19 protein-coding genes are annotated in these 21,268 nt (G+C 42.4%); 2 read left to right on the top strand and 17 right to left on the bottom strand.

What is annotated here, in order from left to right; translation table 11 throughout:
* Positions 1–3: 3 nt before the first annotated feature.
* Genes D9K81_RS12735 through D9K81_RS12725 form a run of 3 tightly spaced genes read right to left on the bottom strand, consistent with a single transcriptional unit; the run spans position 4 to position 3,056 of the window.
* The gene (locus D9K81_RS12735; RefSeq protein WP_235831044.1) at positions 4–849 is read right to left on the bottom strand and encodes a sugar phosphate isomerase/epimerase family protein; all 846 of its coding nucleotides are present in this window, start codon (positions 847–849) and stop codon (positions 4–6) included.
* Entirely contained in the window at positions 836–1,654 is an 819-nt protein-coding gene (locus D9K81_RS12730; RefSeq protein WP_121523388.1) for a shikimate dehydrogenase family protein, read from the bottom strand. Before D9K81_RS12730 ends, D9K81_RS12735 begins: the two co-directional genes overlap by 14 nt.
* A gap of 46 nt (positions 1,655–1,700) precedes the next feature.
* Positions 1,701–3,056 (bottom strand): MFS transporter, encoded by a 1,356-nt coding sequence (locus D9K81_RS12725; RefSeq protein ID WP_121523386.1) that lies wholly within the window; start codon positions 3,054–3,056, stop codon positions 1,701–1,703.
* A gap of 211 nt (positions 3,057–3,267) precedes the next feature.
* Here D9K81_RS12725 and D9K81_RS12720 point away from each other — a divergent pair, with 211 nt between their 5' ends.
* Complete coding sequence (locus D9K81_RS12720; protein ID WP_121523384.1) at positions 3,268–4,038, top strand: IclR family transcriptional regulator; 771 nt, start codon at positions 3,268–3,270, stop codon at positions 4,036–4,038.
* Positions 4,039–4,090: 52 nt separating this feature from the next.
* Here D9K81_RS12720 and D9K81_RS12715 read toward each other — a convergent pair whose 3' ends face one another.
* The 13 genes from D9K81_RS12715 to D9K81_RS12655 form a co-directional block, all read right to left on the bottom strand.
* The gene (locus D9K81_RS12715) at positions 4,091–6,514 is read right to left on the bottom strand and encodes a glucose/quinate/shikimate family membrane-bound PQQ-dependent dehydrogenase (protein WP_121523382.1); all 2,424 of its coding nucleotides are present in this window, start codon (positions 6,512–6,514) and stop codon (positions 4,091–4,093) included.
* A 179-nt stretch (positions 6,515–6,693) separates the two neighbouring features.
* Positions 6,694–8,013: a carbohydrate porin gene (locus D9K81_RS12710; RefSeq protein ID WP_121523380.1), complete on the bottom strand. Its 1,320-nt coding sequence runs from the start codon at positions 8,011–8,013 to the stop codon at positions 6,694–6,696.
* A 60-nt stretch (positions 8,014–8,073) separates the two neighbouring features.
* On the bottom strand, positions 8,074–9,534 hold the full coding sequence (locus tag D9K81_RS12705) for a NosD domain-containing protein (RefSeq protein ID WP_121523378.1): 1,461 nt from the start codon (positions 9,532–9,534) through the stop codon (positions 8,074–8,076).
* Between the two features lie 44 nt (positions 9,535–9,578).
* On the bottom strand, positions 9,579–10,439 hold the full coding sequence (gene aroD, locus D9K81_RS12700) for a type I 3-dehydroquinate dehydratase (RefSeq protein ID WP_121523376.1): 861 nt from the start codon (positions 10,437–10,439) through the stop codon (positions 9,579–9,581).
* 150 nt (positions 10,440–10,589) lie between these two features.
* Entirely contained in the window at positions 10,590–11,219 is a 630-nt protein-coding gene (gene pcaG / locus D9K81_RS12695; protein ID WP_121523374.1) for a protocatechuate 3,4-dioxygenase subunit alpha, read from the bottom strand.
* Between the two features lie 15 nt (positions 11,220–11,234).
* Positions 11,235–11,960: a protocatechuate 3,4-dioxygenase subunit beta gene (pcaH, locus tag D9K81_RS12690; protein WP_004981392.1), complete on the bottom strand. Its 726-nt coding sequence runs from the start codon at positions 11,958–11,960 to the stop codon at positions 11,235–11,237.
* A 37-nt stretch (positions 11,961–11,997) separates the two neighbouring features.
* Positions 11,998–12,420 carry a 4-carboxymuconolactone decarboxylase gene (gene pcaC, locus D9K81_RS12685; RefSeq protein WP_121523372.1) on the bottom strand — a complete coding sequence of 141 codons (423 nt, stop codon included), beginning with the start codon at positions 12,418–12,420 and terminating at the stop codon, positions 11,998–12,000.
* Between the two features lie 14 nt (positions 12,421–12,434).
* Complete coding sequence (locus tag D9K81_RS12680; RefSeq protein WP_121523370.1) at positions 12,435–13,790, bottom strand: MFS transporter; 1,356 nt, start codon at positions 13,788–13,790, stop codon at positions 12,435–12,437.
* 41 nt (positions 13,791–13,831) lie between these two features.
* Positions 13,832–14,620 (bottom strand): 3-oxoadipate enol-lactonase, encoded by a 789-nt coding sequence (gene pcaD, locus D9K81_RS12675; RefSeq protein ID WP_121523368.1) that lies wholly within the window; start codon positions 14,618–14,620, stop codon positions 13,832–13,834.
* Entirely contained in the window at positions 14,617–15,972 is a 1,356-nt protein-coding gene (pcaB, locus tag D9K81_RS12670) for a 3-carboxy-cis,cis-muconate cycloisomerase (RefSeq protein WP_121523366.1), read from the bottom strand. Before pcaB ends, pcaD begins: the two co-directional genes overlap by 4 nt.
* Positions 15,973–15,994: 22 nt before the next feature.
* Positions 15,995–17,200, bottom strand: a complete 1,206-nt coding sequence (gene pcaF / locus D9K81_RS12665) for a 3-oxoadipyl-CoA thiolase (protein WP_121523364.1) — start codon at positions 17,198–17,200, stop codon at positions 15,995–15,997.
* A gap of 153 nt (positions 17,201–17,353) precedes the next feature.
* Positions 17,354–18,004, bottom strand: coding sequence for a 3-oxoacid CoA-transferase subunit B (locus D9K81_RS12660; RefSeq protein ID WP_121523362.1), 651 nt, complete (start codon positions 18,002–18,004; stop codon positions 17,354–17,356).
* Positions 18,005–18,024: 20 nt separating this feature from the next.
* Positions 18,025–18,696 (bottom strand): 3-oxoacid CoA-transferase subunit A, encoded by a 672-nt coding sequence (locus D9K81_RS12655; protein WP_121523360.1) that lies wholly within the window; start codon positions 18,694–18,696, stop codon positions 18,025–18,027.
* Between the two features lie 292 nt (positions 18,697–18,988).
* Here D9K81_RS12655 and pcaU point away from each other — a divergent pair, with 292 nt between their 5' ends.
* The gene (gene pcaU, locus D9K81_RS12650; protein WP_121523358.1) at positions 18,989–19,804 is read left to right on the top strand and encodes an IclR family transcriptional regulator PcaU; all 816 of its coding nucleotides are present in this window, start codon (positions 18,989–18,991) and stop codon (positions 19,802–19,804) included.
* Positions 19,805–20,158: 354 nt separating this feature from the next.
* Here the strand turns inward: pcaU and D9K81_RS12645 are convergent, their stop codons facing one another.
* Positions 20,159–21,106, bottom strand: a complete 948-nt coding sequence (locus tag D9K81_RS12645; RefSeq protein ID WP_121523356.1) for an IS30 family transposase — start codon at positions 21,104–21,106, stop codon at positions 20,159–20,161.
* Positions 21,107–21,268 lie beyond the last annotated feature (162 nt).

Here is a 21,268-nt window from a genome sequence, read left to right as displayed (position 1 = left end):
TTCTTACCCCGCTACAGCGTCCACATTTGCTAAAGCCACCAGAGCTTGGATGGCCTGCAAATTAATTCGCGCACGTTCTAAAGCAGGGAGTTTGGCCAACTCTAAATTTGGAACTTCAGCTGCCAATGTAATATTTTTTGGAAGTGCTGCAATTAAAGCCACCAAATCAATGTCTCCTTGACCTGGCACTAAGCGATTGTTTCGCGCAATCTTAATCAGCCCTTCATCACTTGGATCATAGTCGGCAAAACCATCACATAACTGCACATAATTCAAACGTGAAGCAGGTATGGCTTGAACTTGTTCAAGTGTTGAATCTGAACGGTCAAAATGCAGTGAATCGATTAGAACAGCTGCATTTGACTGTCCTGTTTGTTCCACTATGGTTTGTGCCTGCGTTAAGTTTTTAACAGCAGTCCACGGCATAAACTCTAAATCACAGCTCAAGCCATAACTTTTGCTCAACTCACAGAACTTTGCATAATTTTCAATTAAGCGGTTTTGCTCTGAATCATTTCCGGCAATCAGAATATGTTTTGCCCCTAATTGTTGTGCGACATCCAAAAACTGCGAGTACTTTTTCTCGTCAAAATCAGGGTTAATGCGGATAATTTCGACATCCGCAACTTTGACACCTGTATCGTTTAAAATAGCTTGAGTTTCTTGAATTAAATGTTGATCTGTTAAAATTGGATATTCAGATTCATGGGGTGCAGCAGGTAATAAACGCAATCCTACCTGCGCATACCCACATTCCGCTGCAATCTTGACTGCTTCTACTGGACTCACATCAGCAACCGTCAAAAATGACAATGAATATTTACGTTGCACAGTATCATGCTGCATCATTCTTATCTCCAACCTGATTTTCAAGTAAAAAATTCACCATCAAATCACGTACTTTGATAAACATGTCTGTTCCTTTGACCGCCACACACCCTAACTGTGTTGCATGTTTCACGAAAGGTGTTTCTGCAGGGCTCGTTACAACATCAGCAACAGCCATATGTACAGTCAGCTCGTCAAGTTGAAAAGATGACGATGGATCTCCATTCATCCCCATTGGTGTTGCATTCACAATCACATCAAAACCATGCGGATTATTGTCATGCGCAATGACTTTACCTTTTTGCAGTTGGCTTAGTTGCTCGACCAATTGTTGTTGACGCGAAGCATCCACATCAAAAATTGCAAGTTCAGCCACACCTGCAAGTAATAGTTCAAAAGCAATCGCTTTACCTGCACCACCTGCACCAGCCAAAATCACGCGTTTATCTTTAAGTAAAATATTCTTTTCTAGAATGGCCTGAACCATTCCAGTGCCATCCAACATGTCACCTTCCCAACCTTCTGCACAACGACGGATGGTATTTACAGCCCCAATAAATTGCGCACGTTCAGTAACTTTGTCACAACTTTGCAAAGCCGAAATTTTGTGGGGAACGGTCACAATTAGACCATCTGTATTCAACATATTTTTGCTGTGTGCAATAAAGCCCGTAAAATTCTCTGGAGTGACATCTGCCGGTGAAACAATCGCATTAAGTCCTTTATTGACTAACTCCTGTGTAACACCTTCTGGTGATTTCACTTGTTTAATTGGGTGTCCAACCACAAAGTAAAGACGAGTTGATCCGTTCAATTGAATGTTCATTTTCAATATCCTTTTAAATTCAGTAGATTAGTTTTTTTTGGCAGTTTTATGCCTGTGCGTTGTCTAATTCACGTTGTTGCATTTTTTTGGGAGAGTACACGGTTTTCATAATTAATAATGCGATGATAATTCCCATGGCTGGAAAGGATAAAACCAAGAAAATTTTACTTGCTGGCCATCCTAAACTTAAGAAATAAGCTCCTGCAAATGCACTAGCTACAGCACCTAAGCGTCCAATACCATGCATCCAGCTATTTCCAGTCGCTCGAGCAAAGACTGGATAGAATGCACTTGATATTCCATTGATTCCTGCATTGGCACCATTCATCCACATACCAATGAAGAAGCACATCGTGCTGTACAGCATAAAGTTATGCCCAACTTCACCAATAAAGATCATAAAGAAAATCGCAATAACATAGCCAATGACCAAACCAAGATATGGATTGAGTTTATCCATCAAGTATCCACATGCAATGCAACCAATAGGTCCACCTAACTGATAAATTGCAGTAATTAGAGATGCTTCACTTATACTGAAACCAAACTCATTGCTCATCATCGGTAACCAACTGCCGAGTAGATAAACCACAAACAAACCCGATGCATAACTCCACCACAACAAGAAACTTCCTAAGACATAAAATGGACTGATTACTGTTTTTACTGGGTTATTAACTGTATTGGTTTTAGGTTTTGGTAAAACAATTTCCTTATTGGTCATATCAAAATCAGGTGCAATACGTTTAATTAACGCATTAATCTCTTCTTTTGGATGTTGTTTTAAAACTTTATAGCCAATTGATTCAGGTAGAATAAAAAAAGCGAGCATTGCAAGGATTAAAGGTAATACACCGCCGATAATCATCATGGCGTGCCAATTAAAATGTGGAATCACCCAAGCTGCTAAAAAGCCTCCAATTGCTGCACCAATAGTAAAGCCACTTAAAATAATGGTTACCATTCGGCCATTAATACGCATTGGTGAATAATCAGTGACTAATGTTACAGCTTGTGGCATTACCCCACCCATAAATAAGCCTGCAATTAATCGATAGATCATTAATTCAGTCACATTACTTGAAAGTGCAGCGAGTAATGTAAACAATCCGAATCCTATTAAATTAATAATCAATAATTTTTTTCGGCCAAATTTGTCAGCCAATGGACCAGAAATCACTGCACCTAAGGCCAATCCAATCAAGGCCGCACTCATTACAGGTGCCAAGTCTGTGGTACTAATACCCCATTCTTGCTTGATTACAGGTGCTACAAAACCCATAATCGAAATATCAATACCGTCTACAACTACAATCATTAAACACAGAAAAATGACTAATTTCTGTAAAGGAGACACCCTATTTTCATTGATGAACTCCCTTAAATCGACCTGTTGAGTCATACACATGCTCCCTTAGCGTGAACCAGCTTTTAATGCCTTTTCCATGCACCGCTGGTTTTATTCAATTCAGGCCTGCTCTTTTAAATGAGCAGTAAATACTCGCGCGTCACTTTAGATTCATCCCAAACCCTTTTAGGATAGAATCTGAATGTAATATAATCTGTTTTTTAAATTTTTGGAACAGTGTTCCATAAAATATATCAGGATTTTTATGCTTAGTAACAATGATCGTTCACTACAGATTCTTGAAGCGCTATTAAAAGAAGTGAATGGATGCGCACTCAGTCAGCTGTCAACAGATCTGGATATTCCAAAATCTGCAATGCACCGACTTTTAACATCAATGAAAGATATGGGGTATATCTATCAGGACGAACAGACTCAGCACTACAAACTAAGTTTGAAAATCGCATCCATGGGATTAACCTACTTATCTTCACGTTCAATCACAGAAACATTTCAACCTTTACTTAATGAACTTGCAGAACAATCTGCTGAACTTGTACGTTTGGGCATGATCGAAGATGAAAGAATTATCTGGATTGCCAAAGCACAAGGCTCCAAATCAGGGCTAAAATATGATCCTGATTCTGGCAGCATTGCTTATTTGCCGGCATCAGCCTGTGGTCTTGCCTATTTATCGAATATTCCAGCTGAAGATTTTTCAAGAATTGTAGAACGTGAAGGTTTTGAAAAAGCAGATCAATTAGGGCCAAACTCACCGAAGAACCTAGATCAATTGACACAAATGGTTGAGGCTTCACGCGAACGTGGTTATGGTCTCATTTCAGATACTTATGAATTGGGCATGACAGCAATGGCGAAAACCATTATCAATCCGCATACGCAAAAGCCTTTTGGTACAGTAAGTATTGCCGGACCATCTTTTCGCCTAAATGAAAAGCGAGTTGACGAACTGAGTCCAGCATTGATTGCAACTGCCGAAAAATTGGGTGAAATTGTTCACCTTGCACATCTCTAATTTATGATTCACCTAAAAACAGACTGACACAATCAGTCTGTTTTTATTTGTTCTATTTCTCTAGTGTATAAGCAATCACATAATCACCATGATCAGGCGACTGACGTGCTCCACCTGCAGATACAACCACATATTGCTTGCCTGTTTTTGGAGAAATGTAGCTCATCGGTGTACCTTGGCTACCCACAGGTAAACGCGCTTTCCATAGCTCTTCACCATTTGAAGAGTCGAATGCACGTAAGTAGAAGTCTTGCGTTGCAGCAAAGAATACTAAACCACCTTGAGTCGCCATCGGGCCACCAATGGTTGGCATACCAATCGGCGCTTTTAAGCCCATTTTAATGCCCATTGGACCAGTATCTTCAACTGTACCTAAAGGAATCTGCCAAGCGACCTGGCGAGTTTTCATATCAATCGCTGTCATGGTTCCAAAAGGTGGTTTTTGACATGGAATACCCAGTACTGACATAAAGCGGTTTTTATTCACTTTATATGGTGTACCTTTCATCGGCACTGCACCCATACCTGTGTTGACTTGCTCTCCGCCACTGGCTTCAAGTCTTAAATCTTCAGGTGTCTGTTTAATCAACTGAATCCACAGACCTAAGCGCATGTCGTTGACAAACATATAATGATGCGTTGGGTCAAAGGCGATGCTGCCCCAGTTCATGCCACCTAACGAACCTGGGAAACTTAATGAAACATCAGAACCTGGTGCAGTAAAGAGACCTTCATAACGCATTGATTTAAAGCTAATACGACACATTAACTGGTCAAATGGCGTTGCACCCCACATATCTGATTCAGTCAAAGTCTGATTACCAATCTGTGGCATTTCAACTGAACGTGGCTGAGTTGCACTATATTGCTCATCAGGAATATTTGCAGCTTTTACAGGTTGTTCAACCACCTTTGTCAAAGGCTGACCCGTAACGCGGTCAAGTACAAAGAACTGACCTGATTTCGTCCCAACTACAACAGCTGGTTTAGTTTGTCCATTTTGCACTGGGAAGTCAACCAGACTTGGTTGCATTGGTAAATCGAAATCCCAAAGGTCATTGTGAACAGTTTGATACACCCACTTCTCTTTACCTGTCGTTGCATCTAAAGCTAAAACAGAAGAATTGTACTTATGATCTGTAGGTTGACGGTTACCGCCCCATACATCGACAGATGAACTTCCCATCGGTAAGAATACAGTGTTCATTTGCGGGTCGTAGGACATTGCTGCCCAGGAGTTAGCAGAACTGCGTTTGTAGATTTCACCTGGTTTAAGGACGTAGTTTGGATCTGGATTACGTGGATCAAACGCCCAGCGCAGCTGCCCAGTAATCACGTCATAAGCACGAATTACACCACCAGGCATGTCCGCTGCAAAGTTATCTGCGATTCGACTTCCAACAATGATGCTGGTTCCTGCAATTGTTGGTGCAGAAGTTACTTCGAAACGAGGTGCCTGAGTACCTTCACCCAGACCTTCCAGTAAGTTAACTGTTCCATCAACACCAAAGTCTTTACAACGCTCACCGGTATCGGCATTCACTGCAATTAAACGACCATCAGGCGTATTGGTATAAACACGACGTGGACATGCGGTATTGCTGGCCACTGCAGTCACAGGACTTGCACCTGCTAAAGTTGGCTGTACCAAAGCTTGAGTCGAGTCGAAGTAACCTACACCACGGCAACGCTCCCAAGCATCGGCTTTTGAGTTCACTTCAGCTTTCCAGATTTGTTTACCTGTGTCCGCATCTAAAGCAATGATATTGTTATGCGGTGTACATAAAAAGACTTTATCACCGACCTGTAAAGGCGTGAGCTGGTCTTCTGCGCCATTACCCGTACCTGTAGTCATATCGCCTGTTTGAAAGCGCCATGCTTCCTTTAACTTAGATACATTATTACGGTTGATCTGATCCAACGCAGCAAAACGACTCCCACCGGCATCATTACCATAATGTGACCAATTCACTTGTTGAGTTTGAGCTGTTACAGGCACTAAGGGTAGCTCTTCACCACTGGCTTTTACCGTTGGATGTGGAATAAACATGCCATACAAACCACCGAGCATACCTAACACCGTTAAACCACCTAAGGCATAAGCGGGTGCTGAAGGCGCAATTTGAAATTGGTACTTACGAATAGCAGGTAAGGTAAAACACAGTGCGGCAAATAAACCGGCAGGAAACATTAAACGTGAATGGAGTGCCCAAAAATCCCAACCGGCATCAAACAGTGCCCAAACCACGGTTCCAAGAAAAACCAGTGCAAAGATCCAGACACCCAATGCTTTTTTTCTAAAAATAAATATTGCGGAAATGGTGGTCAATAAACCTGCAATGAGGAAGTACCATGAACCACCTAAACTGATCAGTTGTCCACCACCGATTAAATAAAATAAGCCAGTCAGCAATAAAGCTAAGCCTAATATAAAGCACCATATTTTAAATATGGGTTGAGATTGCGCTTCGGACATACTTTTTACTCCAAATGCTGTGTTTTAAATGATCTCGCCTACTTTGTTTTGAGCATCATTCACACCACATCCAAACTTTGAGCATCCACAATTAACTTGCTTCAACAATGAAAAAAAGAGCATTTAAATTCAGCAATCACATCACTGATATTTTAAACACTCTTCCACTTCAAATACGATTAAAAATTCACCTTAACGCTAAGGCCCGCCACCCATGCGTCATCTACTTCTTTCACCCCAGAAGGTTGATAGATATATTGCAAGTTGGGTCTGAGCATCACCGCAGGAGACCATTGATACGTATAGTTCAACTCGACATTGAGTTCGTCATGTTGAATTGGGACATAATCGCTGGCGAGCGCGTCATAACTGTAATAACCACGACCTTCATTGATGGCGATTTGCTTGTCCGTCGCACGATCATTCACGACATAATTGGCTAAGCCAAAACCGATGGAATCATTTGGACGGCTATCAAAAGGACCTTTGTACCAAAGTGCCAGTTGTTGTGTACTTTCTACAGCGGTCGTGTCTCGGTCATTGATGACCCCATTGAAACTGATATATAAACCGCGCTTCGGATCAGCCCCGTGTTGAGTCAGTTGTTGTTGAGCATTCAACCAAAAACTATATTTACCATCGTGGATTTCTCCTGATGTGCCCACATCTTTAGCTTCTGCTGTGGAATACAGTACACCGAGTTTATATTCACCCGATAAACCATTAAATGTGGCAAGTTTTGGTTTCCATGCCAGTTCAACTGGAATGGTCGCCCCTTCGACATTGTCCATATCGAGGTTAAAGCCATCACTGTCTGAGTCTGTTTTGACATTGTCTGGGTTGACTTCATAGACGCCAACGCCAAGTGACCAGTCTGGTGCAAATTGATATTTAACATTGGTGCCCCATAAGCTGACAGGCCAGTTATACCAAATCGAACCAATGGACTTACCTAACTGTCCACCACACAAAAGTAAGTTCTGAAACTCACATTGCGAGCTGTTAAAGTCATCAGACATGCCCATACGACCAATTTTGAATTGAACGCGGTTATCATCAAATCCAGTTTTGATCCAAGCCTGAGTTAAGCGCCAAATTTTGCCACGACCATAAATTTCTTGGCTGTTGCCCAAGGTACTGGCACGAGGGTCTTTAATTCGTTCAAGCGTTAGGGCGTTACCATCACGTTTGGTAATCATTAAACCGGCTGTAGTATTTTCCCAACCTGCAATTTTATTTAAATCAAAATTGGCACCCAGTGTGAGCTGCGCGGCATTGTCAAAACTATTGTCATCGTTATAACCACCATCCAGATTGGTTGCCGCCTGACTCATAATTGCCGCAGTAAATTTATAGCCTTGATCTTCCAGTTGCTTCCGCTCACCGTTCCAATCCCCAAATAACCATTGACGATCAGCCGAATAAAATTCATTTGCAGAAGCCAGTTGGCAAGTTAAAAGTGCCAAAGATAATGTGCCAAGTTTTAATAGTTGTTGCATACCAAACATCCTTTTTTGTGAGAAAAGCTCAACTCAAGTGAGCTTTTCATGCGGTTTTTATTATTTAATGCGAACGGCTGGACTCAGTTCAGAAGTTGCCCCCAAGTGGTCAGTAACATTGGCTGTCACATTGGCCACATCACTTGCCACTTTCCATATTGCTTGACCTTGACCTTGTGTATTGGTTGTCACAACTTGACTCCCTAGATACTGTTCAGCTTCTTGACTATTCGCTTGACGATTAGCAAAGAACTCAACCTGATAACGCTGATTTGGTTTTGCCTGAACTGTAGCGGTGACCTGAGCTTTTTTAAAGGTTAAACGTGGCGCTTGGATATTTTGGTTTGGCATCGCATTACAGCCTTGTTCATTCGAATGTGTACAGGTTTTTTGCAGATTCGCCGTTTCAATGACTACACCACCCCCACGAGAACCGACAAAGCCAGCATGTTCAAGCGCAGGCACATCAAAAACAATGGCACCCACACGCTGATCTGGAACACACGAACCACCCGCTTCACAGCGTTTAATATCTTTACCATTGTCCCAAATTAGGTTTTTGGTTAGGGTGGTACGAGCATTGGCATCTTTTTCAGAACGAATGGCAATCCCTAAACGGTTACCATGCACTTTATTGCTGTCAAAAATGTTGCCATCACCGGTGAGGTTAAAGCCAATTGAATTGTTAGTCAGTTCGTTATAAGCAATGTAATTGCGCTTACCCCAGTTGATTTGCAAACCATCCGAGTAGTTTTCAAATTTGTTGCCAACCACGGCATTGTCATTGCCCCACAAAATTTCGATACCTTGCGACGGTTCTGGATTGGCTTTGGTTGAAGTAAATAGATTGTTGGCCACAAGGTTAAATGCCGCGCCACGGGTAAGCTCAAGACCATCTCCATTATCTACAAACAAGTTGTTCAAAACTTTGTTGTTATTGGTAGTGGTCGAAGTCGGATTACCCTTACCGTCATCACCCGTCAACATCACGCCTGAACCACCGTAGTTATTACTAATACGGTTATATTGAATCAAGTTATTGCTTGAACGGTTCACCAATACACCAATACAGAAACGATGAATATCAAGACCTTTTAAGGTCACGCCATTCACATCTTGCAGCACCAGACCGGGTAAAGTTGTTGTGCGGACATTGGTACCATACTGTTCAGCATTTGCCCCCGGGCAGGCTTTAGCGCCTTCACCTTTAATATAATTTGAACCATCAATCGCAATAAACTCGCCTGTTTTGTCCCATTGCGTCCCGATGATCTTTACTGAAGATTTGATCGGTGGTAAAGGCTGATTCAGTTTAATTGCATAGGGGGCTTTACCCACAGCTTGGATTTGAATTTCATTTTCTTGTGTCGCATTGGCATTCGATTGTTCAATCGCCCAACGCAGTGAACCTTTTGCACTATCGTCCTGATAACGATCCACAATATAAGTTTCTGCACTGGCCAAACCTGATGCCACTAAACTCAAAACCAATGTGGTCAAACGTAAAGTTGATGGTTTCATATTTTAAATCCTTTTCTATCCTTGAACATGAATAACGCAGTGCATTAAGGGGTTGGTTGTACAGTTTTCAGCAAATGTTTGAGTTGAGTCACATCAATTTGACCCGGTGCAGAAGCTTCACCAATCATGCCAAAACTTAGGCTGCCGCCCATGTTGGCAGTCGCCACACGTGAAATGGTGCCTAACTGTCCCATCGACATAGTCAATAGTGGTTTTTGACTTTTTTGGCTGACGGCCAAGGTGGCATTCATGAGGGTAAAGACATCTTGTTTTGACTTTGGCATTACCGCAATTTTCAAAATGTCGGCACCCATCTGATCTTGTTTTAGCAGACGGTTTTCAATGTCTTGTTGCTTAGGTGTTTTTGCAAAATCATGATTCGACATGATCACCAACACGTTCTTTTCATGTGCCAATTGGGTTAATTTCGCTACACTGCCAGCATCGCGGAACATTTCGATATCCAGCAATTGCATAAATGGCTTTTTCAGGTATTCACGATAAATCTTTTCATAGTCTTGGTCAGACACCGTCATTTTTCCACCTTCGTTATGAGTACGAATGGTCGCGATCAACGGTTTGTCTTTTAAAATTTGATTCAGCTGCTGACCCAGTGCTATCACTTTTTTAGTGTCCGCAGAAAATTCCAATAAGTCGATACGAAACTCAGCCAAATCGACATCAGGATTGCTGGCAATCACTTGCGCTTGGGCCATGGCTTGCTCTGCTGTCTTTGCGGTAATCGGCACAATAGTTTTGACAGGTAAGTCACCAATATTGACGTTTTTGACCATATAGTGTTGTGCATGAGATTGAGCCGATTCAGCTGCAAATGCAGATGGCATTGCGGCGATAACAGCACTGCTTAAGCAGAGTTGCATTGCTAATTTTTTAATTGTCATCATTACATTTCCTTGTATTTTCAAACTATTGTCTGACTTTTATCATCATCCGCAAACATACGTGGGATTCATGCAATGGGACATGCAATCACCACGTATAAACTTCTATCTATTCGACTCGTGCAAGATGTCCTGCACCAAGCCTTCGGTAGTTTAGATATCTAAAAACACCGTTTCATCTTCGCCTTGTATACGAATATCGAAACGATAAACCACTTCACCATCACGTTCTTCGCGCTTAGCAATTAAGGTCTGACGACGTGGTGCCCATTCAATGCCTTTCAGTACAGGATCTTGTGCATTCGCTTCCGCTTCATCTTCAAAATACACACGGGTATTCAAGCCAATGTTAATCCCGCGAGCAAAGATGATCAGTGCAATATGCGGTGCCTGAGTTGTGCCTTTACGTCCCGGAACAGCACCCGGTTTAATGGTATTGAAACTCCAAAAACCAGTTTCAAAGTCTGCCCCTGTACGTCCCCAACCGAAGAAGTTTGGATCAACTGCTTTGCATTGAATATCGGCTGCACTTGGATACACACCGTTGGCATCCGCCTGCCAGATTTCAATCAATACATCACGTAACGGTAAACCTAAGCCGTCAAACACTTGACCTTCTAAGCGAATACGTTCGCCTAAAGTATTTTCTTTAACTAGCTGGTTGTTAAAGTTATTTTCAAAGACTTCAATGTTGGCCTGTTGGGGCAACAAACCAATGTGTACGTATGGTCCACCTGTTTGAGATGGCGTTTCATGCAATTCTTGAAAGTTCCAATGGTTCATGTTGTTCTCCCTGAATTAAGTCAAATCATTTTCGAAATAAGTCGCACGACGACCACGTAAAGTGATGTCAAAACGATAACAACGGCTATCTGCTTCAATGAAGTTGCTCTTGTCTTCTAAAGCAATCAATGCACGACGTTGTTCTTCCGAAGGAATGGTTTTAATAATTGGACACGAATCAATCAGCGTATCGCCTTCAAAGTAGAACTGCGAAATAAGACGCTGCGCCCAACCATCGGCTAGTAAAGAGAAATGGATATGTGCAGGACGCCATTCGTTAATACGGTTACGCCAAGGATATGGACCCGGTTTAATGGTACGGAATACAAAATAACCATTGGCATCAGTCATCATACGACCACAGCCGCCAAAGTTCGGGTCCATTGCACCAATAAATTGGTCATTTGGATGACGATAACGACCTGAAGCATTGGCTTGCCACACTTCGAGCAATGCATTTTTAACTGGGCGCCCAAACTGATCACGGACATAACCATGCACAATAATACGCTCACCAATCGGCAAACCTTCTTTGGCATAGTTCAAAATTAAATCGTTATCTTTAGGTCCAAACTGTTCGGCACTAAACTGTGGTGAAGTCACTTCAGTTAAGGTTTCAGCAATTGAAATCAATGCATTTTTTGGCGAGCGTAATACACTGGTTTTATAGCCGGGTGCATATGCTGGCGGGTGATCTTCGGTATTACGTTGTGCATAAGCACCTAAAATAAGTTGCGACATCTGACGTCCCTCTTAATCTTGTTCCATTACTCTTGATTCATTTGTTCTTGGCTAAGTTGTGTTCACTCAGCTTTTGCGGGGCAATACCCAAATCTGCAAAAACTTCTTCTGCCATGTGCATGGCTGCATTGGCTGCAGGTAAACCGGCATACAGTGAACAGTGCAAAATTAACTCTTTTAAGTCGTCCTTGGTCACACCATTGTTAAAACAAGCACGTAAATGCATACGCAATTCATCTTCACGGCCCAATGCTAATAAAACGGCAATGGTGACTAAGCTACGGGTATGGCGCGGCATGCCTGGTCTAGACCAGACTTCGCCCCACGCAAAACGGCTAATAAAGTTTTGGAAGTCGGCATTGAAATCATTCAAGTTCTCAAGTGAACGACCGACATGCTTTTCACCCAGCACTTCTGTGCGTACAGTGATTCCTTGTTCATAACGTTGTTCATCATTCATGGGAGAAACCTCAATTAAGTCGCATCGGTATGTGCGACCAATGATTTAACAAAAATAGCGACTGTTGCTGCTGTTGCTGGAATTAACAGCAGACTTAAAATGGCAGTAAACGACCAGTCATTGCCCAGTAAAACTGCGCCGATCCAAGCACCAAATACCGCACCGAAACGACCAATCCCAGACATCCACGCCACACCTGTTGCACGGCATTGCGTCGGGTAAAAACGAGCGCTGAGTGCTGGCATAGCCGACTGTGCACCATTAATCGCAACACCCGCACAAAGCACTAAAATGGCAAGTAAGGTTGGATTTGCTAAGCTCTGACCAACAGCAAAGGCAAATATCCCAGCAACAAAGTAGAAGCCTGCAATAATACGGTTTGGGTTGAAACGGTCCATTGCCCAGCCAATAAATAAAGCACTGAGGACACCGCCAAACTGGAATAAGCCACCAATAAATGCAGCGCGTTCCATGGTTGCGCCAGTTTCACGCATCAAGGTTGGTAACCAACTGGTGAGTAGATAAATCATTACCAAACCCATGAAATAGGTCAGCCACAATAAAACCGTACCTTTGACATATTTCTGAGAGAACAGCATGCTAAACACACCTTTCTTCTCTGCACCTTCAGTTTTTTCTTCAGGTACATGAAACTCAGTAACACCCTGTACTTGCGTCGGTGCAATACGCGTTAGAATTTTGCGGACTTTTTCGCTGTCACGACCTTTCACAATCAAGAAACGATAGGATTCTGGCAGGAAGAAAATTACCAAGATCATCAAGATCAGTGGCGACCAGCCGCCCAGTAAAAATAAGCTGTGCCAACCAAAGGTTGGGATCAACCAACTACTAATGAAACCGCCTGTCGCCATACCCAAGTTGTATCCACAGAACATACAAGTCACTAGTAACGAGCGTGATCGCTGTGGGCAATATTCAGAAAATAGTGTGGTTGCATTCGGCATCGCAGCACCCAAGCCAATACCGGTTAAAAAGCGCAGGACCACCAAGGTATTTAAGTCAGCTGCATATGCCGATGCCAAAGTAAAGCCACCGAAAATCAGCATCGAAACACTTAAAACAATCTTTCGCCCAAAGCGGTCAGCGGTTGGACCAGACACTAGAGCACCAATGATCATGCCACCTAAAGCCGCACTCATGACTGGACCCAATTGCGAGCGGTCTATTCCCCAGTCTTGTGCCAAGGCTGGAGCAATAAAACCCATTGCCGCAGTATCAATACCGTCAACAAAAACTATGAGAAAACATACAATTGCGATCAACCACTGATATTTGCTAATCGGTGCATCATTAATCAGTGCTTGTGCGTCTATACTCGTTTTTTGAGTAGCGTATTCCTGAGACGCCATACCTGCCTCCTTGGGCTGAAAGTCCTTTTAAAATCCTTAAACTATTGAATCGATCCAATGAACTGACTGAGGGTTTGGGTAAACAGCTCAGATTGCTCAATATTGGAAAGATGCGATGCATCAATCACCGCAAGTTCACTCTTTTGAATCTGTTGTTGCATAAAGACGCCATCTGCCACTGTCGTGACTGGATCAAATGCGCCTGCAATCACTAAAGTAGGAATCTGAATCTGTTGAATTTGAGTAGATAGATCTGCTTGCGCGAGCGCTCGGCAAGATTCTGCATAGCCCAGTGCTGGCGTAGTGGCTAAAGATTGAATGGTGCGCTGCGCCAAAGCATCGTGTTGATAATCAAACTGCTCACTAAACCAGCGTGTATGCGTAGTCGCGACCAAGTCTGCTAAGCCATTGGCTGTTACAGCGTCTGCACGAGCATTCCAACCTTGTTCAGTCCAAATTTTGGCTGCTGAGTTCGCCACAGTGATACTATGAAAACGATTTGCATGATGAATACCAAGCCACAAAGCCGTCATGCCGCCCATTGAAATCCCGCAAAAATGCGCTTTTTCAATGTTTAAACCGTTCAGAATATCAATCACATCTTCTGCAAGGTTTTGTACAGTGGTCTGCTCAATCACATCACTTTGCCCATGACCACGCGTGTCATAAGTCACCACTTTGAACTGTTGTTCAAATGCCGCAACTTGCGGCTGCCACATGCCTTTATCTGTACCCAATGAGTTTGAAAATACAATCACAGGTGCATGGTCTTGCCCACTGATTGCAACAGATAAAGTCTTGCCTTGACGATTGGTCATCGTGATATTCACTTTGCCTCTCCTTTTGCTTCCCGCAAAACCGCATCAATCTGGTCTTGAATATTGCCAAGATATGACTCGGGTTTAAAAATTTCTGAAATCTGAGCGGCACTAAAATAGGTTTTGACTGGATCGAGTTCAGTCATGACCTCTTTTAAGTGAACACCTTTTTCAACCGCTGATTTACATGCTGCTTCAACAATATAATGTGCCTGTAAGCGCCCCATATGCGGTGCCAAAGCCATCATGACCGCTTCCGCCATAATTAACCCTTGGGTACATTCCAAATTACGCTGCATGTTCTCGGCATTAACTTGCATGCCTTGTAATACGTCTAAAGTCCGCTCTAAAGCGCCTGCACACAGTTGGAAAATTTCAGGCAATGCCAACCATTCTGCATGCCATCCACCTAGACTACGCTCATGTTCCTGAACCATGCTTTGGTACAAACTCGACATCAGCACAGGTACACGGTTGGCTGCTGCCAAAACGGATGCCGCAGCGACAGGATTACGCTTATGTGGCATCGTCGATGACCCACCACGCCCTTTCGCTGCTGGCTCAAATACTTCTGCAATTTCAGTTTGCATCATCAACGACCAGTCACGCGCCATTTTGCCCAAACTACCTGTCACTATCGCTAGAACACTCGCCACTTCGACAATACGGTCGCGCTCGCCATGCCAAGTACAATTTGGGACTGAAAGCTGTAGCTGAACGGAATAAGCATGAACTACCGCTGTTCCTTGAGATTGCAATGAAGCCAATGAACCAACGGCACCGCCTAATTGAGCAGTAAAAACACGTGCTTTCATGGCTTCAATACGGGCTAAATCACGATGAAATGCCGAGGCCCAACGCGCGAATTTATGCCCCAAAGTAATCGGCAACCCTTGCTGCAACCATGTGCGCCCAATCATCACTTGTGCACGATACTGTTCAGCTTCGGTCAATGCAGTGCGGTAACATTGGTGAATTAAAGCTTCAACATGCGTCATTGCAGCACGACATTGCAAAATACAGGCAGTGTCTAAAATGTCTTGACTGGTTGCGCCCCAATGCACATAACGCGCAGCATCTTCATCACTTTTTTTCACAATCGCAGTTAATTGCTTCACAAAAGGAATCGCGATATTGCCCGCCAAACCTGTTGCAATCGCTAATGCATCAAAGTCAATCTGATCAATTGCAGTTGCTGCAATGTTTGAAATTGCTGTTGCCGCAGATTCTGGAATAACACCGACCTGAGCCTGCGCTTGTGCCAAGGCAACTTCAGCCTCAATCATGTATGACACCAACGCGCGATCACTGAAAATTTCAGTCACCTCGTTTTGGTAAAATAAGCTGGCATATAACTGGCTCATGATCGCTATCCTTAAATCTGCTTTAAACGCGCTGAATAATCATTGCAATGCCTTGGCCGACACCAATACACATCGAACACAGGGCATACGTCCCACCCGTTTGTTCTAACTGGTTTAAAGCTGTCGTGACCAAACGTGCGCCCGATGCACCGAGTGGATGACCAATCGCAATCGCACCGCCATTTGGATTTACTTGTGGGGTGTCATCTGCCAGACCTAAATCACGTGTAACGGCCAGTGCCTGTGCTGCAAAGGCTTCATTCAACTCAATCACATCCATCTGCTCTAATGTCAGATTGGCTTGTTTCAGTAACTTTTTGATGGCAGGTGCAGGTGCAAAACCCATAATGCGTGGTTCTACACCCACTGCTGTTGATGCAATGATCTTGGCACGGGGTTTAAGTTGGTACCGCTCAACCGCTTGTTCTGAAGCAATCAGTACAGCAGCCGCACCGTCATTGATGCCTGATGCATTCCCCGCAGTGACGGTGCCTTCTGCTTTCACAACTGGCTTCAGTTTTGCCAAACCTTCTAGTGTGGTCGATGCACGTGGATGTTCATCCGTGTCGATCACAATTAGATCACCCTTACGCTGTGCAATACTCACAGGGATGATCTCATGTGTAAAAAAGCCTTGAGCTTGCGCGGTTGCGGTGCGCTGTTGACTCGTCAAGGCAAACTGGTCTTGATCTGCACGATCAATATTAAATTGTTGTGCCACGTTTTCTGCGGTTTGCGGCATGGTGTCTACACCATACATCGCTTTGAGCTTTGGATTGATAAAACGCCAGCCCATAGTGGTATCTTCAATCTTTTGACTACGGCCATAGGCAGTTTCTGATTTGCCCATGACAAAAGGTGCACGCGACATACTTTCGACGCCACCAGCAATGATTAAATCCGCTTCGCCGGCTTTAATCGCACGGGCTGCCATCGCAATCGCATCCAAAGATGAACCACATAAACGGTTGATGGTGGTCGCTGGAACTTCGACCGGTAAACCTGCCAACAAGGCCGACATACGTCCGACATTACGGTTGTCTTCACCGGCTTGGTTGGCACAACCATAAATCACATCATCGACTTGTTTCCAATCAACACTAGGGTTACGCTGCATTAAGGCTTGAATAGGCACGGCACCCAAGTCATCAGCACGCACTGGGGCGAGTCCACCCGCATAACGGCCAAATGGAGTACGGATAGCATCTATAATATAAGCATCTTTCATTTTCAATCTTGTCCTTAGAAACCCCTAAATCCACCTGTAATAAAAAGGTACTTTTTCTGGGAGTATTCTTTTCAATTCTTCAATCCGTTAAATGTAGTTACTCCCTTTTTTAAAAAGGCAGTGAGAGATTTAAGAAAATCGCATTCGTAAATTCTATTGCGTTGCATCCACTAAAGTTGCACCTGTCATTGCCTGCAATTCTGCAAAGCCTAAACCTTCAACTTTTTCAATTACCTTCATACCCTCAGGTGTCACATCAATAACACACAGGTCGGTGTAAATGCGGTCTACGCACTTCAAACCTGTCGCTGGATAAGTAAGCTCAGCAACAATCTTCGGTTCACCTTTTTTTGTCACATGGTCGGTAGTGATAAAGACTTTTTTTGCACCTACGGCCAAATCCATTGCACCACCCACTGCAGGAATTGCATCTGGTGCACCGGTATGCCAGTTGGCTAAGTCGCCATTTTCCGCCACCTGAAAAGCCCCAAGCACCGCAATATCTAAATGGCCACCACGCATCATGGCAAATGAATCACCGTGATGAAAGAAAGCACCACCATCGAGTAAAGTTACAAACTCTTTACCCGCATTGATCAGTTCGGGATCACGGTCTTCTTCAGCAGGTGGCGGACCGAAAGCTAAAAGACCATTTTCAGAGTGTAAAAATACATCTTTGTCGCTTGGTAAATAGCTTGAAATCTTGGTGGGTAGTCCAATACCTAAGTTGACATAAGCCCCATCAGGAATATCTTGTGCAACACGTTCAGCAATTTGATTACGGCTTAATTTGGTATAACTCATTTTTAATTCTCCGTATCCGATTACTGTGCAGGTTGCACTTGTACAACGTGTTGTACAAAAATACCTGGGGTGATGACGTGTTCAGGATCCAAAGCTCCAAGCTCTACCACTTCAGAAACTTGTGCAATTGTCACATCGGCTGCCATTGCCATAATCGGGCCAAAGTTACGTGCAGACTTGCGGTAGACCAAGTTACCCCAACGGTCACCATGAGATGCTTTAATTAAAGCAAAATCTGCTTTAATTGGATTTTCTAAAACGTAATCTTTACCTTCGTAACTCATAGTCGGTTTGCCTTCAGCAAGCAAAGTACCAAAACCTGTTGGTGTATAAATTGGTCCTAAACCCATACCTGCTGCTTGAATGCGACACGCTAGGTTGCCTTGAGGAACCAGTTCTAATTCAACTTTTCCCGCACGGTATAGCTCGTCAAAAATGTAAGAGTCTGATTGGCGTGGAAAAGAACAGATAATTTTACGGACAGCACCTGATTTAAGAAGTTTCGCTAAGCCATAGTCGCCATTGCCTGCATTATTGTTGACAATGACAAGGTCTTTGATACCAAGCTCGATTAAACCATCAATCAATTCTGCGGGTTGCCCTGCGGTTCCAAAACCGCCAATCATGATGGTTGACCCATCTTTAATTTGTGAAAGTGCTTCAGTAAGTGAAGCCGAACTTTTATTGATCATTAGGGGGACAACTCCGTCTAGCTATACATCTTAGAAACGAAACTCAAAACGACACTGAATCAGAAAAAGAGCCTTACTCAATCCCGAGCAATTTCATTAGAATTCCTATTCCCTCATTTTTGTTATTTTTTTCTTATTGTTCTAGCTAAAAAAATGAGTTTTGTTCGATGATTAAATACAATGTTCGATCATCGAACATTTATTCTAATTTTAAATTATATTAAACATATTTTATATTAGGCTAAAACTACATTCAGTAGTGAATTGAACCAAAGGCTTAAAGGACTGGAGCATGTTAAACGAAGGAAAAAAAATCCTAATTAATATGGATAACCAAAAAAAAATTCGTCATGAAGACTTTGTCGCAGGAATTAGCAAAGGAATGGCTATACTTGAATGTTTTGGTCCAGAAAGACATCGCTTAAATGTCACCATGGCTGCTGAAAAAACTGGTTTAACCCGTGCCGCAACGAGACGTCATTTATTAACACTTGAATATTTAGGATATTTAGATTTTGATGGTCATTATTATTATTTGACACCCAAAGTTTTAAAGTTTTCAGGTGCTTATTTAAGTGGTTCACAATTACCTAAAATTTGTCAGCCATTATTGAATCTATTAACCACACAAACATCACTTATATTTTCAGTCATGGTACTGGATGGATTTGAAGCAATCACCATTGCACGAAGTGCATCACATCAACAAACAGATCGGGTCAATCCGTATGGTTTACACCTAGGAAATCGTCTACCAGCACACGCAACATCCGCGGGTAAAATACTACTTGCCCATTTAGACGTTGCAGAACAAATCAAGTGGCTCGAAAAATATCCTTTAAAGCATTTAACTAAATATAGCATCACAGATAACACTTCATTTTTAACTTTACTAGAAGAAGTTAGAGAACAAGATTGGTGCTACTCAAGTGAGGAACATGAACTAGGTGTTCATGCACTGGCTGTTCCAATATATGGACCTAAAGGAAATATTGTTGCGGCATTAAATATTGTTTCTCCCACTGCTAGGTCAACTAAAGAATATTTAATTCAACAAATATTACCACTTCTTCAAGAGACAGCGAGGGAACTTAGGAATGTCATTTAAATTGATATACCGGAAACTTCATCTTCCGCGGATTAAATATAAAATATTATCTTGCAACACGACTTTATGAAAAGAATATTTTTTCCTGACTAAAGATTAACATATTTAGACTATTGAACATTGTACTAAGACACGGTCATTCTGCTATGCATACCAATACCCATAGCAGAATATATCAAGGGAAAGCCGTATCTATAAATATTTTTTTGCAAATAAAAATGAGATTTTAGTCTATGAATAACTTAATTATTTAGAATAATGGTGATTTACATAGAATTCCTTCAAAATATTAACTACTAGATCGCCATTTTTTAATCTTAAATTTAATATCCAATTATATCGATGATAAAATTCTTAGATTAGCATTTGAAGTGCAACACCATGCTGTTGCCATAATACCTGACTCGAACTTCTAAAGCCGAGTCTTTTTCTTGGACGATGATTGATACGGTCAGTGATTTTTGAGAGGTATTCATCTGTATACTGATTTAAGTCACTTCCTTTTCTAATGTATTGTCTGACTAAGCCATTGGTATTTTCATTTGTGCCTCGCTGCGAAGCACTATAAGGATCTGCGAAATACCAATCTATTTCTAATGCTTGAGCTGCATATTCATGCAGACTGAACTCCTTACCATTATCTGCGGTAATCGTTTTGAGCTGATCTTTGATCGGCTCAAGTATACTGATTGTTGTTTGGCAAACTTCCTCTGCTTTGCGTGACCTACACTTCTTCAACCACAAATAACCTGTCTTGCGATCTACAATCGTGACCAATGATTGCTGTTGATTCTTACCCACAATCGTATCTATCTCTAGATCACCAAAACGATGACGCTGTTCAATCTCAATCGGTCTATCATGAATACTTTTACGATTAGCCAGCTGACCACGAGTTTCAGGAGAGCCGTATTTCCTCTTTCTTTGATTTCTAAAACATAGATGATGAAAGAGAGTACCGTCCTTATTTTTATCCTGTCGTATTAAACGATAAATTGAATGCAGGCTGACTGAAACAAGAGAAGCAATTTGTTCAGGACTCCATCGAAGTTCAAGATAAAAGATGACATGTGACCATATTTCATCAGGGATTCTTTTCGGATTGGAGCAATGGCGTCTTAAAGCGATTTGATTAGCATGTTTAGCGAAGTAACCGTTTCTCGCTCGATTACGATTAATTTCTCTAGAAATAGTTGAAGGTGAACGATTGAGTTTCCAAGCAATGTAACGTTTAGAAAATCCTTCACGTAACAATGTAGAAATCTGATATCTTTCTTCTTGGGTAAGATGAGTATAGTCCATGATACAACTTTGACTTTGGTCGGTCGGAAGCAAAAGGCTAGCTTATCTTGCTTCTTTCCAATAATTTAATCTCTGTTGCACTTCATTTGAGAATCTAAGATTCATTTTATCCAATTTCAATATTTATCTCAAAAAATACTCTTATCACCTTAACCTACAGAT

This window comes from Acinetobacter chengduensis, from assembly GCF_003664645.1.
In the GTDB taxonomy this organism is placed as follows: Bacteria; Pseudomonadota; Gammaproteobacteria; order Pseudomonadales; family Moraxellaceae; genus Acinetobacter; species Acinetobacter chengduensis.
Note: the sequence above shows the minus strand (reverse complement) of the source record. Positions and strands in the feature narration are given on the sequence as shown.